Origin of the sequence: Ponticaulis sp. (assembly GCF_029210165.1) — a bacterium.
In the GTDB taxonomy this organism is placed as follows: domain Bacteria; phylum Pseudomonadota; class Alphaproteobacteria; order Caulobacterales; family Hyphomonadaceae; genus Ponticaulis.
Map to the genome: position 1 here is coordinate 6354 of NZ_JARGNT010000002.1, position 17601 is coordinate 23954.

At 56.4% G+C, this 17601-nt stretch carries 12 protein-coding genes and 1 tRNA gene; 7 read left to right on the plus strand and 6 right to left on the minus strand.

Annotated features, from left to right (window positions below):
* The first annotated feature begins 80 nt into the window (after positions 1 to 80).
* The 4 genes from P1U45_RS12050 to P1U45_RS12065 all read left to right on the plus strand — a co-directional run bounded on the left by P1U45_RS12050 (position 81) and on the right by P1U45_RS12065 (position 3097).
* On the plus strand, positions 81 to 839 hold the full coding sequence (locus tag P1U45_RS12050) for a molybdopterin-binding protein (protein WP_301059301.1): 759 nt from the start codon (positions 81 to 83) through the stop codon (positions 837 to 839).
* 85 nt (positions 840 to 924) lie between these two features.
* Positions 925 to 1704, plus strand: coding sequence for an enoyl-CoA hydratase (locus tag P1U45_RS12055; protein ID WP_301059302.1), 780 nt, complete (start codon positions 925 to 927; stop codon positions 1702 to 1704).
* Between the two features lie 15 nt (positions 1705 to 1719).
* On the plus strand, positions 1720 to 2931 hold the full coding sequence (locus P1U45_RS12060) for an acetyl-CoA C-acetyltransferase (RefSeq protein ID WP_301059303.1): 1212 nt from the start codon (positions 1720 to 1722) through the stop codon (positions 2929 to 2931).
* Between the two features lie 79 nt (positions 2932 to 3010).
* A tRNA-Leu gene (locus P1U45_RS12065) sits at positions 3011 to 3097 on the plus strand.
* Positions 3098 to 3493: 396 nt separating this feature from the next.
* Here the strand turns inward: P1U45_RS12065 and P1U45_RS12070 are convergent.
* On the minus strand, positions 3494 to 4732 hold the full coding sequence (locus P1U45_RS12070; protein ID WP_301059304.1) for an acetyl-CoA C-acetyltransferase: 1239 nt from the start codon (positions 4730 to 4732) through the stop codon (positions 3494 to 3496).
* Between the two features lie 152 nt (positions 4733 to 4884).
* The gene (locus P1U45_RS12075) at positions 4885 to 6942 is read right to left on the minus strand and encodes a 3-hydroxyacyl-CoA dehydrogenase NAD-binding domain-containing protein (protein ID WP_301059305.1); all 2058 of its coding nucleotides are present in this window, start codon (positions 6940 to 6942) and stop codon (positions 4885 to 4887) included.
* Positions 6943 to 7241: 299 nt separating this feature from the next.
* Here P1U45_RS12075 and P1U45_RS12080 point away from each other — a divergent pair, with 299 nt between their 5' ends.
* The 3 genes from P1U45_RS12080 to P1U45_RS12090 are packed head-to-tail and all read left to right on the plus strand — an operon-like array spanning position 7242 to position 12584.
* Positions 7242 to 7868, plus strand: coding sequence for a hypothetical protein (locus tag P1U45_RS12080; RefSeq protein WP_301059306.1), 627 nt, complete (start codon positions 7242 to 7244; stop codon positions 7866 to 7868).
* Positions 7825 to 9312 (plus strand): DNA polymerase Y family protein, encoded by a 1488-nt coding sequence (locus P1U45_RS12085; protein ID WP_301059307.1) that lies wholly within the window; start codon positions 7825 to 7827, stop codon positions 9310 to 9312. Before P1U45_RS12080 ends, P1U45_RS12085 begins: the two co-directional genes overlap by 44 nt.
* Positions 9309 to 12584, plus strand: a complete 3276-nt coding sequence (locus P1U45_RS12090) for an error-prone DNA polymerase (protein ID WP_301059308.1) — start codon at positions 9309 to 9311, stop codon at positions 12582 to 12584. The genes P1U45_RS12085 and P1U45_RS12090 overlap by 4 nt, the downstream gene beginning before the upstream one ends.
* Before the next feature lie 5 nt (positions 12585 to 12589).
* Here the strand turns inward: P1U45_RS12090 and P1U45_RS12095 are convergent, their stop codons facing one another.
* From P1U45_RS12095 to P1U45_RS12110, 4 genes are read right to left on the minus strand one after another with little or no spacing between them, the layout of a single operon-like run.
* On the minus strand, positions 12590 to 14170 hold the full coding sequence (locus P1U45_RS12095) for a sodium:solute symporter (RefSeq protein ID WP_301059309.1): 1581 nt from the start codon (positions 14168 to 14170) through the stop codon (positions 12590 to 12592).
* A gap of 21 nt (positions 14171 to 14191) precedes the next feature.
* Positions 14192 to 15730, minus strand: coding sequence for a glucosylglycerol-phosphate synthase (gene ggpS / locus P1U45_RS12100; RefSeq protein WP_301059310.1), 1539 nt, complete (start codon positions 15728 to 15730; stop codon positions 14192 to 14194).
* Entirely contained in the window at positions 15723 to 16478 is a 756-nt protein-coding gene (locus P1U45_RS12105; RefSeq protein WP_301059311.1) for an HAD-IIB family hydrolase, read from the minus strand. The genes ggpS and P1U45_RS12105 overlap by 8 nt, the downstream gene beginning before the upstream one ends.
* A 14-nt stretch (positions 16479 to 16492) precedes the next feature.
* Positions 16493 to 17548: an NAD(P)H-dependent glycerol-3-phosphate dehydrogenase gene (locus P1U45_RS12110; protein ID WP_301059312.1), complete on the minus strand. Its 1056-nt coding sequence runs from the start codon at positions 17546 to 17548 to the stop codon at positions 16493 to 16495.
* Between the last annotated feature and the right edge of the window lie 53 nt (positions 17549 to 17601).

The following is a 17601-nucleotide window of genomic DNA, read 5'->3' on the forward strand; positions in this document are numbered from 1 at the left end:
TTATATCACAGTATCTCTGATTGTGCGTCGTTATCCGCCAAACTTAATACGTGTCACTACACATATGGGACGAAACCATCATGACTCAACGAAAGACTGCGGCTGTTCTGCTCATTGGTGATGAATTGCTGTCCGGTCGGACGCGCGACATCAACCTTCAGAACATTGCCGGTTTCCTCGCCCCGATTGGCATTCAGGTCGCTGAAGCGCGGATTGTGTCAGATGATGAGAGCGCGATCGTTGCCGCTGTGAACGCGTTGCGTGAGGCATACGACTATGTGTTCACAACGGGCGGCATTGGCCCAACTCATGACGACATCACTGCTGACTGCGTTGCCGGGGCGTTCGGTGACCCGATTGACGTGCGTGATGACGCATTGGCGATCATTCGCGAGCGGTATGAGCAGACAGGCGTTGAACTGACTGAGGCGCGCATGCGTATGGCGCGTATTCCTGACAGTGCGTCTCTCATCAAAAATCCTGTGTCCGGTGCTCCGGGCTTCCAGCTTGGCAATGTGTTCGTCATGGCCGGCGTGCCGTCTATCGCGCGCGCCATGCTCGAAGATGTCGGGCCGCGTCTTGAGGGCGGCGAGGTGATCAAATCAGCCAATCTGCGCGCTAAAGGCATGCGTGAGGGCGATGTCGCGGCCTATCTGAGCAAAGTCGCAGAGGACCATCCGGATACATCTATCGGATCTTACCCATGGTATGGCGGCCCGAAGGATAGCGGCGTGAATATTGTCGTCCGGTCTGCTGACGAGAACGCGCTGGATGCTGCAATGCAAGCCGTAGCGAAAATGATCACAGATGCCGGCTTTGAGCCGGTTGCGGGCGATTAGAATAGGTCGCTACACTTGACCTGACGCGGCGCTACGCTCATTGACGCTGCAAAGCACAATATAAATTCTGTCGAGGGGAGACTGCATGTCTGAAAACGTCATTCTTGTTGAGAAGAAAGGCGCAGTTGCGCTTGTTACGCTGAACCGTCCTGAAGCTCGTAACGCACTCAGCCGCGCGCTGCGTGAAGCGATCTGCGAAACATTCGATACGCTGGCTGAAGACGAGAGCATTCGCGCTGTTGTTCTTACCGGTTCTGGCGATAAGGCGTTCACCGCGGGCGTCGACCTGAAAGAAGCCGGTCAGACCGGTTTTGCGCTGGGTGCTGACGGCGGCAACATTGATATGGCGAAATCACTCGGCAACTATCCGTGGCCGATCATTGGCGCAATCAACGGCTATGCCATCACGGGCGGTTTCGAGCTGGCGCTGATGTGTGACGTGCTGCTTGCGTCTACCAACGCACGTTTCGCTGACACGCACGCGCATGTCGGCATCGTTCCAGGCTGGGGGCTTTCCCAGAAGCTCTGCCGTCTGATTGGTACGTCCCGCGCCAAAGAACTCTCTTTCACAGGTAACTTCCTTGATGCTGAGACAGCAGAGCGCTGGGGCCTTGTGAACCGCGTTTATCAGCCGGATGAACTGGTGCCTGCAGCCCTACAAATGGCTGAAGACATGACGAAGACGCAGCCTGTGCTGCTGAAAAAATACAAGGCGCTCATTGATGACGGCTTCGCAATGCCGTTCGGAGACGCGCTGAAGGAGGAAATTCGCCGGTCCGCTGAACACGCGGAAAGCGTGTCAGCAGAAAGCGTAGAGGAAGCGCGCAAAGCCGTCACAGAACGCGGCCGGACCCTGAACAAATAAATCGAGGACGATGAGATGAGAGACGTTGTAATTTGTGAGCCGCTTCGCACGCCGGTTGGCGCGTTTGCTGGCGGGTTCAAGAATGTAGCTCCTGAAAAGCTTGCGACTGCGGTCGTGAAGCAGATCATGGAAACAACAAAGCTTCCGAGCGAGCTGGTTGAAGATGTGCTCTTCGCCAACTGCTATCCGACAATGGACGCACCAGCTTTCGGTCGCGTGGTATCTCTGAATGCTGGTCTGCCAGTCACAGCGTGTGGCTATCAGATCGACCGTCGCTGCGGTTCTGGCCTTCAGGCTGTGATCAATGGTGTGATGCAGGTTGCTTCCGGCGGTATGGATTGTGTGATCGCGGGCGGTGCTGAGTCCATGTCTCGCGCGCCTTTCTACAGCGTGGATATGCGCTGGGGCGCGGGCGCGCCAGGCGTGATGATGCATGACGGTCTGACACGTGGCCGTATCACAGCTGGCGGTGACAACTATCCTGTCGAAGGCGGTATGATCGAAACTGCCGAGAACCTTCGCAAGGAATACAATGTGTCCCGTGAAGCGCAGGACGAGCTCGCAGTTCGTTCGCACAAGCGTGCGGCTGCGGCTGAAGCTGAAGGCAAGTTCGCGGAAGAGATTGTGCCGATCACCGTGCCGAACCGTAAGGGCGACATCGTTGTCGATAAGGATGAGCACATCCGCCACGACTCAAACCTTGAGTCTCTGACGAAGCTCCGTGCGATCCGCTCCAAGATTGATCCGGAGTCTACCGTTACTGCTGGTAACGCCTCTGGGCAGAATGATGGCGCAGCTGCGTGTCTCATCATGACGCGCGAAATGGCTGAAAAACACGGCGTTAAACCAATGGCTCGCATGAAGTCATGGGGCCTTGCGGGTGTTGGTCCGGCTGTCATGGGTATTGGCCCTGTTAAGTCCAGCCTCGGCGCGCTTGAGCGTGCTGGTCTTACGCTTGCTGACATGGATCTGATCGAGCTCAACGAAGCGTTCGCGGCTCAGGTTCTTGGCTGCACGACAGCGCTGGGCCTCGAAGGCGACGACTTCGACCGCATCAACGTAAACGGTTCGGGTATCTCGCTCGGTCACCCGGTTGGCGCGACAGGCGTTCGTATTCTCACGACGCTCCTGCGTGAAATGGATCGCCGCGAAGCGAAATACGGCCTCGAAACCATGTGTATTGGTGGTGGTCAGGGCCTCGCTGCGATTTTCGAACGCGTCGAGTAAAAATTATTCAGTGTGCAGCGCCTTTTTCAGAAAAGGGGCTGCACATTCTCTTCCGAGTCCGATAATAAGGTCGCCTGTTGCGGGCATGGCGGAATTGGTAGACGCGCCGGACTTAAAATCCGTTGACCGTTTGGTCGTGCCGGTTCAAGTCCGGCTGCCCGCACCAGTTTTCCTGAATTTTTGAAATCAAAAATTCAAAATCGATCCAGTGAATCGATTTTAGGAAAACTTTTGTCTGATTTGCCTCACGCCGCACAGCGGCTCCGGCCGGGCGGGCAAAGCCCGACGGCAGGTCTGCCGCTGTATGGTTTTGAGCTCAAAATTGGTTGTCCCTTCGCGATGGATCGCGCTCAGGGCTGTTTTCCTGAGCCTCTATCGTTTCCACGAAAGCTTTTCGTCATTTGCCTCACGCCGCACAGCGGCTCCGGCAGGCGGGCAAGGCCCGACGGCAGGTCTGCCGCTGAATGGATTTGAGCATTCAGATAAAAACACGGCGTCTGAGCTTTCACCCAAACGCCGTGCTGAACAGATGCAAAGCCGCAGGCTTTGCTGATATGCCTGATTACATACGCTCGATTACGATGGCTGGTGCCATGCCGCCAGCGGCGCACATGGTAACGAGACCATAGCGGCCGCCAGAGCGTTCCAGCTCGTCCAGAGCTGTGCCGATGAGCATTGAGCCTGTTGCACCAATCGGGTGACCGAGTGCCATCGCGCCGCCATTGATGTTCACTTTCTCGCGGTCCAGTTCTAGATCACGGATGAACTTCTCAGCGACGACGGCAAACGCCTCGTTGATCTCCCAGACATCGATATCGTCTTTGGTGAGACCCGCTTTGCCGAGCACTTTTTTAGCCGCGGCAACCGGTGCGTTCAGCATGAGGGTCGGGCAGTCGCCCATATTCGCCATCGCGACGATTTTTGCGCGTGGCTTCCAGCCTTGCTTTTCGGCGTAAGACGGAGAGGCGAGCAGAACCGCGCCTGAGCCATCAACAACGCCGGATGAGTTGCCCGCATGGTGGATGTGCTGAATGTCGAGGTCCGGATACACCTTGTTGATCAGCGAGCGATATGTGTTGCCGTCTTCATCGACGGGAATGTCCGCGAGCATGGTGAAGGCAGGCTTGAGGCCAGCAAGGCTTTCCATGGTCGTGCTAGGGCGTGGGAATTCTTCCTTGTCGAGCGCGACACTGCCATCCTCGTGATAGACGGGTACGAGCGATTTTTCGAAACGGCCTTCTTCGATGGCGCGTGCAGCGCGTTTCTGGCTCTCTACAGCGAGGGCTTCAGTGTCTTCGCGGGTGATACCTTCCATGGTTGCAATCGCGTCTGCACAGACGCCCTGATTGGACTGTGGGCGCAGGGCGCGAAGGGCAGGGTTGTCAGCGTCCAGAAGCGGAAGTTTGCCTGGCTCTGCGCTGGAGGCGGTGTAGCTCATCATTTCCGTGCCGCCTGCAATGACGAGGTCTTCCATGCCAGACATAATAGAGGCGGCAGCCATGTTCACGGTAGAGATGCCGGAGCCGCAGAAACGGTCGAGGGTCACGCCGGAGGCTTTGAGGTCATATCCCGCGAGTAGAGCAGACATACGGCCAAGGTCCGCGCCTTGCTTGCCGCGCTGGGAAGATGTGCCCCAGATAATGTCATCGACTTCTTCCGTCTTCAGATTGTTGCGCTCGGCAAGGGCTTTGAGAACCGTCGCGCCCAGATGTTGAGGATGGAATTCGGCAAGCGCGCCTTTTCCGACCTTGCCCACGCCGCGAGGTGTCCGGCAGGCATCAATAATATAAGCTTCAGGCATCGTTTCTTCCCCGTATGGTGTTTGTCTTTACGTGCGCGGAAAGTGTTGGGGAAATTTCGCGCCTGATCAATCCGTGACGTAAAGGCAGGGGGCAAAGAAAAAGGCCCGCGCAATGGCGGGCCTTCTCTGGATGTTTGAAACTGACCGTCAGCTCAGTTGAATTTCTCGCCTTTAGCGACCTTGTCGCGGAGAAGCTGAGAGATGGTGACTTCGTCGCCGAACTTGTCAGCATGCTTCTCAAGGCCAGCCAGAATTACGTCGAGGCCGACAGTGTCCGCCCAGAACATCGGGCCGCCTGTGTAAGGAGGCCAGCCATAACCGTTCATCCAGACAACATCGATGTCTGACGCACGTTGAGCCATGCCTTCTTCGAGGATTTTCGCGCCTTCATTGACCATCGGGTAGAGCAGACGCTCGAGGATTTCCTGATCGTCGATCTGGCGTGGTGTGTTGCCGGACTTTTTGATGAAGGAATTGATGATCTCTTCGGTTTCTGCAGACGGTGTGCCACGGCGAGCTTCGTCATAGTCGTAGAAGCCTTTGCCGGTTTTCTGACCGCGACGGCCACGTTCGCAAAGCACTTCGCGAACTGTGGAAGAAGAGGTCTTTTCCGGATCCCAGCCAATGTCAAGACCGGCAAGGTCAGCCATCTGGAATGGCCCCATAGGCATGCCGAATTCAGTGAGAACGCGGTCACAATCCCAAGGCTTAGCACCTTCGAGCAGCATTTGCTGGCCCTGTTGCTGACGCTTGGCCAGCATGCGGTTGCCGATGAAGCCGTGGCATACACCCGCAACAACAGCGACTTTGCCGATCTTCTTGGCCAGAGCCATAGAGGTCGCCAGAACCGTGTCGGATGTTTTCTCGCCGCGAACGATCTCGAGAAGTTTCATGATGTTCGCAGGAGAGAAGAAGTGGAGACCCACAACATCTTCCGGACGTGATGTGCACGCTGCGATCTCGTCGACGTTCAGGTAAGACGTGTTAGATGCGAGGATTGCACCTTTCTTCACAACCTTATCGAGGTTGCCGAAGACGTCTTTCTTGATGGACATCAGCTCGAAGACAGCTTCGATCACGAGGTCACAATCACCAAGGTCGTCCATTTTGAGCGTAGGTGTGAGAAGCGACATAGCTTTCTCGACCTGCTCTTCAGTCATGCGACCGCGCTTTGCAGAGTTCTCATAGTTCTTGCGGATGATGCCGACGCCGCGTTCCAGAGCTGCTTCTTCGCGCTCAAGGATGGTGACCGGAATACCAGCAGAGAGGAAGTTCATCGCGATGCCGCCACCCATGGTGCCAGCGCCGAGAATACCGACCTTCTTGATGTCGATCAGCGGTGTATCCTTAGGGATATCGTCGATTTTGGATGCTGCGCGCTCAGCGAAGAATGCGTGACGCAGAGCAGCAGATTGTGTGCCGGAAACCAGCTTCATGAAGAGCTCACGCTCTTTCTGAAGGCCTTCTTCGATTGGCAGGTTCACAGCTGCTTTGACAGCTTCGATACATGCGATCGGAGCTTCGTAACCGCGGATCTTGCGACCATTCTTCTCAAGGAAGTTAGAGAAGACGGACGGATCAGCCGCTGCTTCTTTCAGCTTGTCTGTGCGTTCGCTTGTGCGTGGCAGGTCAGCCGAGCCGGCAACAGACTTAGCAAATGCAATTGCTTCTGCTTCGAGGTCAGCATCATCAACCAGCTTGTCGACAAGGCCGTTCTCAGCGCCGCGGGACGCTTTGATCGGCTTACCAGTAACGATCATGTTCAGCGCTTCTGCAACGCCGATAACGCGTGGAAGGCGTTGTGTGCCGCCTGCGCCTGGCAGAATGCCGAGATTTACTTCAGGCAGACCGAGCTTCGCAGATTTGGCTGCAACGCGGTAGTGACAGCCAAGAGCGACTTCGAGACCGCCGCCAAGAGCTGTGCCGTGGATGGCTGCAACAACAGGCTTCGTGCTGGCTTCGATTGCGTTGATCACGTCTGGCAGGGAAGGAGGAACCGGTGGCTTGCCGAATTCAGTGATGTCTGCGCCAGCAAAGAATGTGCGGCCGTCGCAGCGGATCACGACTGCCTTCACGGAGTCATCAGCCAGTGCTTCTTCGATACCAGCTTGCAGGCCAGCACGGACAGCTTGTCCGAGCGCGTTCACTGGTGGGTTGTTGGAAACGATTACCAGGACTTCTCCGTCCTTGTGAGTGGTAATGACACTCATTCGGGTTCTCCTTTGTTTCTTAAATCCGGTGGCCGTATGGCGGTCATCCGGACCTCTCCCCAAGAAAGGTTAGATAGGGTGCTATCCCCATGTAAGCGACAAATAAACCAAAAACTTGGGCTTCATGTCGAATTTATTTGCCTCAGAGCGACATGCTTTGAAGGCATAGGCGCAATTCTTTTGCGCGGCCCGTGTTTTCGGGGCTTTGAGGGGCGTCTCACATGTTTGTGTGGAAAAGCGAAAAGGGCAGAAACCCTAGCTTGACTCGTTACGCAAGAAAAGAACATAACAAGAACATAATGAGTAATACGGACCTTAAATATGCAGATCGGGGAATGGTTTTCGAGCCCGGTCGTCATGCCAGCGTCAGGCTGGAAGATGGCGTCTTTGTAGCCAGAGGCAAGCTGCATGAAGTGTGTGGCAATGGTTCGCTTGGCTTTGTGGCCTGTCTGGTAGGGCTGGTCGAGGGACCGGTGATCTGGGTGGGCTATAAAGGCCAGCGTGCGACACTGAACCCTGACGGTCTGGCCGCATTCTTTGATCCCTCACGGCTGATAATGGTGCGGGGGCTGAACCGCGCAGATGTACTCTGGGCGGGTGAGCAGGCGCTACGCCATCGCGGGGCAGGGTGTGTCGTGATGGAGCTTGGTGACGGGCCTGATCTGCGTGAGAGCCGGCGTCTGCAGATTGCTGCAGAAGAAGGCGGCGCACTGGGGCTCGCAATGCTTGCGGGCCGGGCACAGACCTCGGCAGCGCATATGCGCTGGCAGTGTGACGCACAGAATAACCGGGATTATCCGGCCAGGTGGGACATAACAAAAAGCAAGGACGGTCAGCGTGGAAGCTGGCGCGTTCGATATACTAATCGGGTGAGAGGCGAAAATGCGCCGGGTCTTGTGTCTCTGGCTTCCGCATCTGCCGCTTGAGCGGCTTGTCCGTAAGGGGGATGCGCGCACAGAGGGTCCATTCGCGATTATTGCCGAGCAGAAGAGTGCATGGCGTGTCACGCACGCTAACGCGCTCGCTGTGCAGGCTGGTGTGACCGAAGGGCAAAGCCTTCCGGATGCGCGGGCGATCTGCCCTGTGCTTCTGAGCGAGCCTGCTGATCCACCGCGTGAACAGGCGTTTCTATATGCGCTGCGTCGCTGGGCAGATCAGTTCTCTCCATCTGTAGCGCTGCAGCCGCCCGAGGCGCTGCTTTTGGACATTGCCGGTGTCTCGCATCTTTTCGATGGCGAGCGGGCTATGGCGGAGCATATTGCCGAAGCTCTGACGGATATGCAGCTCACCTCCCGTATCGGGATTGCAGATACGCGGGCGGCAGCCTGGGCGCTTGCGCGTTTTGGTGACGGAACGTTGCAGATTGCACCTCAAGGTCAGGTAAAGGCTGTCATCGCGTCCATGCCGATAGAGGCGCTCGATTGTCCGGAAGCGAGACGTCAGGAGCTGAAGCGTACAGGCTTTAAAACAGTGGGCGATCTCTATGCGATCAGGCCTGCCGATCTTGCGCGGCGCTATGGCATCGAAGTTGTGAATGCCCTCTCTGCGCTGACAGGCTACCGGCCCGATCCGGTGGAGCAGAGCGCTCTTGAACCGAGCTATGCGGCACGTATGAGCCTGCCAGAGCCTATCGGGCTGGTGAGTGACCTTCAGGAAGTACTCAAGCGTCTTGCCGAACAGGTCTGCGCACGCTTGAGGGACAAAGTGATGGGCGCGCGTCAGTTCTCGCTGATCGTGCGCTGCGTCGATACCGGAGACCATGTGCTGGATGTCGGCTTTGCCAAGCCGTGTGATACGCCAGCCAGTATTGTGAGCCAGTTCACACATCCGCTCGGAAAGCTGAAAATCCAGTTCGGTGCGGACTGGTTTCGCCTGTCTGCCGAACAGGTTGAGCCGGTGCGTAACCGCCAGATGGTGCTGGAACATGCTGACGCGGAAACAGATGCAACGGCGCAGCTGATCTCGACGCTCGGAAACCGGCTTGGCTTTGACCGGATCGAGCGGTTTCTGCCGCGTAATGCGCATTTGCCGCCACGGCGGTTTTCTGTGACGGAGGCGACGCGCGGTGCGGCAGGTGCAGGGTGGATATCAGATCGCGATGAGCGCCCGGTGCTTCTGTTTCAGGAAGCAGAACCGCTGGAGGTGGAAAAGCCCGGCAGGCCTCCGCAAAGTTTTGTCTGGAAGCGTGACACTTATCATGTGGAAGCGGCGAGCGGGCCGGAACGCTATACGCCGGAATGGTGGCAGGACCGCGATTTGCGGACGCGCGATTACTGGCGTGTGCAGACAGAAGAGGGGCCTCGCTTCTGGCTGCTGACCTATCCGGGGGCACAGCCTGCTTCATGGTATCTGGCAGGGTGTTTCGCATGAGCTATGCAGAACTCTATGCCATCAGCAATTTCACTTTTCTGACAGGAGCATCACACCCTGAAGAACTGGTGATACGTGCGCGCGAGCTCGGCCTGTCGGCTATCGCCGTGACAGACCGGAATAGCTTTGCAGGTATTGTGCGCGGGCATGCGGCGGCGAAGGAAATCGGTGTGCGCTATATCGTGGGCGTACGGCTAGTGCTGTCTGACGGTGCGGAAATCCTCGCATATCCTGAAAATCGCGAGGCCTATGGTCGCCTCTGCAGGCTGCTGACGACAGGCAAACGCCGCAGCGAAAAGGGAAGCTGCGAGCTGCATCTTTCTGATGTGTTGGAGTATGGCGAAGGCTCGGTTCTGATTGTGCCAGACCAAAAGCAGGCTTCTCGCATAGGGAAGACGTTGGCGAAGGCTTTTCCTGACCATGTCTTTATCGGGCTGGTGCCGCGCTATAACGGCGAAGACGATGCCCGCTTCAGAGAGGCCGCGCGTTTTGCCAGACGTGCAGAGCTGCCGCTAGTGTCGCTCGGAAATGTGCTCATGCATAAGGCCGCGCGTGTGCGGCTTGCGGATGTCCTGTCCTGTATTCGCGAAAAGACGACGATCGACAAGCTGGGGCAACTGGCGCAGCGCAATGCCGAACGCAGATTGAAATCAGAATTCGAGATGCGGCGGCTATATCATGACTGGCCACAGGCGCTGGCGAATGCAGAGCGTATTGCAGACAGATGCCGGTTCTCTCTCGATGAGTTGAAGTATGAGTATCCGGATGAAGTCACGGACGGTGTCGCGCCGGATAAGCGCTTGCGTATGCTGACCGAGGCCGGGCTGAAGCGCCGCTATCCCGATGGTGTGCCGCTTCATGTGCGCGGGCTTGTCGAGAAAGAGCTGAAGCTGATCGGTGACCTCGATTATGCCCGATATTTTCTCACCGTGCATGATGTCGTCGAGTTTGCGCGCAGTCGCGGTATTCTCTGTCAGGGGCGTGGCAGTGCAGCGAACTCGGTTGTCTGTTATGCGCTGGGCGTTACGGAAGCCTCGCCGGATATGATCACGATGGTATTTGAGCGGTTCATCTCCGAGGCGCGAAACGAGCCGCCGGATATCGACGTGGATTTTGAGCATGAGCGCCGTGAAGAGGTTATTCAGCACCTGTTCGAGAAGTATGGCCGTCACCGCGCGGCGCTTTGCTCGACAGTGATCCACTTTCGCAGTCGCGCTGCCATACGTGAGGTGGGTAAGGCGATGGGCTTGTCGGTGGATGTGGTGAGTGCGCTGTCTTCGCAAGTCTGGGGCTGGTCAGAGAGCGGGATCAGTAATGAGCGTGCCAAAGCCGCAGGGCTCGACATCACCGATCAGCGGCTTCGTATGACGCTGGAACTGACTTCGGAGATTATTGGCTTTCCAAGACACCTCTCACAGCATGTTGGGGGCTTTGTGATTACGCGCGGCCGGCTCGACGAGTTCTGCCCGATTGAGAACGCCGCCATGCAGGACCGGACGGTGATCGAATGGGATAAGGACGATATCGACGTTCTGGGCATGTTGAAGGTGGATGTGCTGGCGCTGGGCATGCTGACCTGTATTCGAAAGGCGTTTGACCTTCTGAAGCTGTGGAAGCGTGAGGATTACACGCTGGCGACTTTACCCAAGGAAGACCCGGCCATCTACGATATGCTGTGTGAGGCAGATACGATCGGTGTGTTTCAGGTGGAAAGCCGTGCGCAGATGAATTTTTTGCCGCGTATGAGGCCGCGCTGCTTTTATGATCTGGTGATTGAGGTCGCGATCATTCGGCCGGGGCCCATTCAGGGCAATATGGTGCACCCTTACATAAAGCGCAGGCGAGGTGAGGAGGCGGTGGTCTATCCTTCGGATGATTTGAAGCCTGCATTGGGTAAGACGCTGGGTGTGCCTTTGTTTCAGGAACAGGCTATGCAGATTGCTCAGATTGCTGCCGGATTTACCGCCTCGGAGGCAGATGCCCTGAGGCGTGCGCTGGGCAGTTTTCGCGGACCGGGGTCTGTCGAAAATTTCCGCGAGCGCTTCATGAAGGGCTGTCTGGATCGCGGCTATGATCTGGAATTCGCGCAGAATTGCTTCAACCAGCTTGAGGGATTTTCCGGATATGGCTTTCCAGAGAGCCATGCCGCCTCGTTTGCCTTGCTGGTATATGCGTCCAGCTGGATCAAATGCCACCATCCGGAGGTCTTCTGCTGTGCGCTTTTGAACAGCCAGCCCATGGGGTTCTATGCGCCTGCGCAGATTATCCGCGATGCGCGTAGCCATGGGGTGAAAGTGCTGCCGGTCTGCGCTGAGCACAGCTATTGGGAGAATGTGCTGGAGCCTGTCGGGGATGGTTCTCTGGCGGTACGGCTCGGCTTTCGGCAGATCAAAGGTTTTTCCGAGGAGGATGGCCTCTGGCTAGCCTCTGCTCGTGGCAATGGCTATCGCAGCATTGAAGCCATCTGGCGACGGGCAGGGCTTTCGCGTCCGGCGCTGTCTAAACTGGCGGGCGCTGATGCCTTTGCCGAATATGGTCTGACGAGGCGTGACGCGCTGTGGGAAGTTCAGGGGCTCGGTGGAGACAAGCCGCTCCCTCTTTTCCGCGATACCGGTGAAGGACTGGAAGATGGCCCCGTTATTCTGCCTGTCATGGATACGCGCGAAGAGGTATTTGAAGACTATGTCGCCATGCGCCTCACACTGAGAGAGCATCCGGTAAAGCTTTTGCGGCCTGATATCGGGCGATTCCTGCCTACATCCCAGCTGCGTGACACGCAGGATGGCGCCTATGTGACGGTATGCGGGCTTGTGATTACCCGTCAGCGCCCCGGCACGGCAAGTGGGGTGATCTTTGTGACCCTTGAGGACGAGACGGGCACGGCAAATGCTGTGGTCTGGCCGAAGACATTCGAGCAGTATCGCAAGGAGGTTATGGCGGGGCGCCTTCTGCGTATCAGAGGGCGTTTGCAGCGCGAAGGCATCGTCACGCATGTCATGTCGGCGGTGATAGAAGATCTCTCATGGATGCTGGATACGCTTGGCTATTCTGCGCGCGCCGATGATCAGATTGATCCGACTTATTCGAACGCAGATGAAGTGAAGAAGCCTGTGCCCGTCCAGCCAAAGGATAAGAAGCAGGTCACAGGGCGGCCTCTGCCTGAAGAGGTCACATACGAGCTACAGAAGGCGCGTCATGCTGCTTATGGTACGGGTGCGCGCCATCCGCGGGAACAGGCGAAGAAGCTATTCTATAGCCGCGACTTCCATTGAGGCGGTTAGCGGAACAGCCAGATCACGAAAAGACAGGCAATCAGAACGAGTGGCGCATGCAAGCGATAGTCGAATAGCAGTTTGCGGTCTCTCATAGGATTGAGATCTGACAGTTTCCAGACATTGTCGGTGGTTGGAAGCATGGATTTCTTGTCTGCGAAACTGATCCCTGCACACAGGATGACTAGGAAGATGGTTGTATAGCCTGAGAGCATCAGGAAGTGCGGCAGGACATCCGGTGTGCCAGTGCTGACGCACCATGCCCGGTAGGCGAATGTGGCCGCGCCGATCAGATGTCCAATGATCAATGTTGCAATGGCGGCGCGACCGGTGACGCCCTTCCAGAACAAGGCGAGTGTCATCACAGCGACTACCGGTGGAACAGCATAGCCGAACACCTGCTGGATATATCCGAAAACGCCCGGAAATTCCCGGATCACCAATGGCCAGAGTGCTGCAATGGTGATGAGGCCGGCGGTGGTCATACGGCCTGCATTGAGGATTTTCTTCTCGCTCCAGTTCTTTTCGGAGACCTTCAGAAAGTCATACAGCATCAGCGTAGAGGCCGAGTTCAAGGTCGAGTCGACGGTAGACATAATGGCCGCGATCAAGCCAGCCAGAACAAGGCCGGTCATGCCCGCTGGAAGGAAGTCTGCGATCAGTGTCGGAAAGACGAGGTCACTATTCTCAAGGCCCGGAATGAGCGAGAAGGCGAGGGCGCCAGGGATGGCCATTACAAACACCGGCAGGATTTTTAGAAGACCGGCAAAACTCGCGCCGCGGCGCGCCTGCTCCATGTCTTTCGCGCCGAGTACGCGCTGCATGACATATTGGTTGGATGACCAGTAGAACCAGCCAAGAATGGGCACACCAAGGATGAGACCCGGCCATGGCAGGGCGGCGTCATCAGCAGGGCGAACAATTGATAAATGGCCATCTGGCAGAGAGGCCTGGGCCGTATTCCAGTCAAATCCGAACTGGCTGAAAACGGCGTATGTGATGCCTGCGGCGCCGATCAACAGAACAATGGCTTGCAGCACGTCGGTGTAGACGACCGCACGAAGCCCGCCCGCCGCAGTATACAAGCCAGCAAAGGCAGCCAGCGCGATACACATAGGCACGAACGGAATGGCAGGGAAGAACGCCTGCAGAACCACAACGCCCGCATAAACGCTGGCGGCCATATCTACAAAAACGGTCAGGAAAAGTGTGACGCCCGAGAAGTATCTCTGGGCCGTGGGGCCAAAGCGTCGCCCAAAGAATTCCGGGATAGTGGTGATCCGGATGCGCAGGAAAACGGGAATGGTCGTAAAGGCCATAATGGCGAGCAGGATGCCCGCCATAAGCTCGTAACTGGCAACTGAAATACCGGACGCATAAGCCTGGCCGCTCACGCCGATCAGTGTCGTACTGGAGATATTTGATGCGAAGAGCGAGAACCCGATCGTCGCGAAACCCAGAGAGCGACCTGCAAGAAACAGATCCTCTCCGCTTTTCATATTACGGCTGACGACCCAGCCAATTACGATCACGATCGCGAAATACCCCGCGATCACACTCCAGTCTAACAGTGTGAGCGTAGCCATAATGCTTTGCGAAGAGGCAGATCAGGCTGCCTCGTCCGCCTTACCTCCTTTGAGCGCGCGAAGTTTAGTCTTCTTGAGCTGGTTAAAGAGTTTGAGGACGTGGTCGGACCAGAAATTGATGTCCCATTTCTCTACCGTGTTTAGCAGCGATTTGCTTCGCTCGAGACGCTCTTCCTTGGACATATCCACTGCGCGATCAATTGCCTCGTCCATGCTCTGTGCAGAGTATGGATTTGTGAGAATCGCATCCGGCATCTCCACCGCAACGCCCGCGAATTCGGATAGAACGAGGGCACCGGGACCACCTTGTTTTGCTGCGATGTATTCCTTCGCGACGAGGTTCAGTCCATCGCGGATTGGTGTAATCCAGCATGTGTCTGCAACCCGGAAATACGGAACCAGTTCAGCAAACGGAATTGGCCGCATGGATAGCATAATCGGCGTCCATCCGAGCGTGCCATACTCCCCGTTGATCGCGCCAACGAGGCGCTCAATCTCTTTTTGCGCTTTCTGATAAATCGTCATGTTCTTGGCGGCTGCTGCGCACACCAACATGAGTTTTACCTTACCGCGTAATTCAGGACGGCGGGCGAGAAGGCGCTGAAAGGCCTCGAGCAGCTGTTTGGCACCCTTTGTATAGTCGACGCGCCCGACAGAGATGATGAAATGCTGATCGCCAATTTCATTTTTGATCTGCGCGACCCGTTCGCCTGCATCATAACGCGACAGGTATTCTTTGATGAGCGTCGGGTTGGTTCCGATCGGCCATGCATCCACCATAATCGTCCGGCCGTTATGCTTAATGCTCTTCGTGACAGAAGGCTCAGACAACGCCATGCCAGAAGAGACCAGTGGCGGCTCGACCGGTTCTTTTTCGCCCAGTTCTACACCGCGGAGTGCGCGCGCGACGCCGCAGAAGTTTTCTGAGTAGCGCGGAATGTGGAAACCGAGCAGATCGGTCTGCAGCAGGCTGTCCACGATCTCTTCGCGCCATGGAAGGATGTTGAACACATCAGCGGCAGGAAACGGCGTATGGTGGAAGAAGGCGATACGCACATTCGGTTTGATCTTGCGAATGAAGTGCGGCGCCATCCAGAGATTATAGTCATGGATCCAGATCAGGCCGTCATCACTGACTTGCTCACATGCGGCTTCCGCAAATAGGCGGTTCACTTCTTTGAAGATATCCCAATCGGCTTCCTCGGTAGAGAAGAGCCATGGGAAGGTATGAAGTATAGGCCAGAAAGCGACCTTTGACGTCACATGGTAGAAGGATTTTACCTGTTCCGCGGTCAGAGCAATTCGGATGACTTCATAGTCGCCATGTTCGTCGTTGATCTGAACCGAGCGATTGAATTTCGCCTGCTCACGGGCGTTGACCTGTTTCCACGCAACCCAGGAGCCTTTCTCAGCATTTCCGCAGAAGCTTTTGAGCGTCGGAACGATGCCGTTCGGGCTCTTATTTTCTTTGAAAACGGTTTTGCCGTTTTTGACTTCCTCTTCATACGGCTGGCGGTGATAGAGGATTACCAGATCAGACTTCTTGATCTTATCAGACATTTGGCAGCTCCAGTTCAGCCAGAAATTCGAGTTTGCGTTTGAGGCCGTCGAATACGCCGCCGGCGCCGTCAAATTCGGAAAAATGTACGTTTGGCAGGCCGCTGATCGACGCGAGCAGCGCTTCTTCTGCGTTGGCGACGACGACGCCGTCCATGCCGGTCTCGAACAGAGAGCGGTCGTTCAGCGTGTCACCCGCGACAAGGATTTTCTGTGCAGGCAGGTCGTGCGCTGCGATGAATTGCTTGAGCGTTGGGCCCTTCTGAACGCCGCGCGGCAGAATGTCGAAATAGATGCCATCTGACATGAGCACGTCATAGCCTTCGGCTTCGAGCGCTTCGGCCGAAACTTTAGCTGCGGCTTCATCTTCGTAGAAATAGGACACGCGACGGCCGCCAAACCCTTCCTGCAATTTGAGGTGGGGCGCATCGCCGAGAATGCGGGACGCATGATCGGCGCCTTTCCAGCGTTCATCGATCCATGATTCAACCGCGTCGATTGGTGAGAAGTCGATACCGCTCACGACTGTGGTGCCTACGTCACCGATGACGGCGTCCGGTCGTGGGACGTCCTTCTGTGTAATCTCGTCTATGAAATCGAGATCGCGTCCTGTGACGAAGACAAGACCCAGCCACTCCCTGTTTTGTTCAATATAATTATACAGGTCGTCTTTTTGCTGGGGCGTTCCTCCCAAAAACGTACCGTCGAGATCTGTTGCCAGTACGACGTGTTTTTGAGTGAGATCAGGCATAAATTCAGGCCTCCTTATGATGCCATGAGTTCGTCCACACGCTCAGGAGCGTTGGACTTGAATAGGGATGGTATGAGCTGGTCGGGTGCAATCTCGCCATTCACGATCTGGCAGACTGTTGCGCTAATCGGAGCGTCCAGTTCGAAGCCTGCTATCAGCTTGCAAGCATTGAGAACGCTGCTCACACCTTCAAAGGTTTTGCTTTGCGTGCTGAACGCCGGATCAGCAAGTGAGCGACCAAAGCTGTAATTACGCGATTGAGGGTCTGTACAGGTGAGGGCAAGGTCACCGGCACCGGCCACGCCAAGCAGGGTCGTTGCCGAGCCGCCCATGGCTTCGGCAAGAGAGGCTGCTTCCTGAAGGCCTCGTGCCATGATCGCGGCGCGTGTGTTTGAGCCGTGTCCAAGTCCATCGGCAAGACCGCATGCGATGGCGATGATGTTTTTCATCAGGCCACCAATCTGCGCACCCACAAGGTCCTCGACTGGCTCGACCTGGAAGGCCGGCGTGCTAAGGCGCGATGACATAAGCTCTGCGGTGGCCATATCACCAGCGAGCACGACTTGTGTCGGCTGACCGGCGGCAACTTCTGCGGCGAAGCTCGGACCAGAAAGGAACATCGGCTCTGCGTGAGGAATGTTGTCTGTAATGGTCTTAGTCAGAAGCTGGTTACGCTCCGGATCGAGGCCCTTCGTGCAGGATACGACAGGCGTACCTTCAGCAATGCGGTCGCAGATAGATAACGATACTAACGGCAGAGCTTTTGAAGGCACCACGAGGAATACCGCGTCAGCGTCTGCGAGGGCTGTATCTACGGAGTGGGTCGGAATGATATTTTGCGGCAGAGTGATATCGCCGATATATTTCCGGTTCTTTCGGGTTTTCGCCATAGCCAGCATTTGTGGCTCGTTTCTTCCCCATAACGTCACTTTCAGTCCCGCGCGCGCGAATGCGATGGCCAGCGCTGTTCCCCATGCCCCGGCTCCGAAGACGGCAACCGATTCCAGCTTTTGAGTGCGGGATTTGGTCGTGTCAGTGCGGAGGAAGTCTCTCAGGTCGAAGTTCAGCAATGTAGTCAGTCCTTTCATGGAATGGGGGAAGTTGGGAAACACGCTTTCTCAGC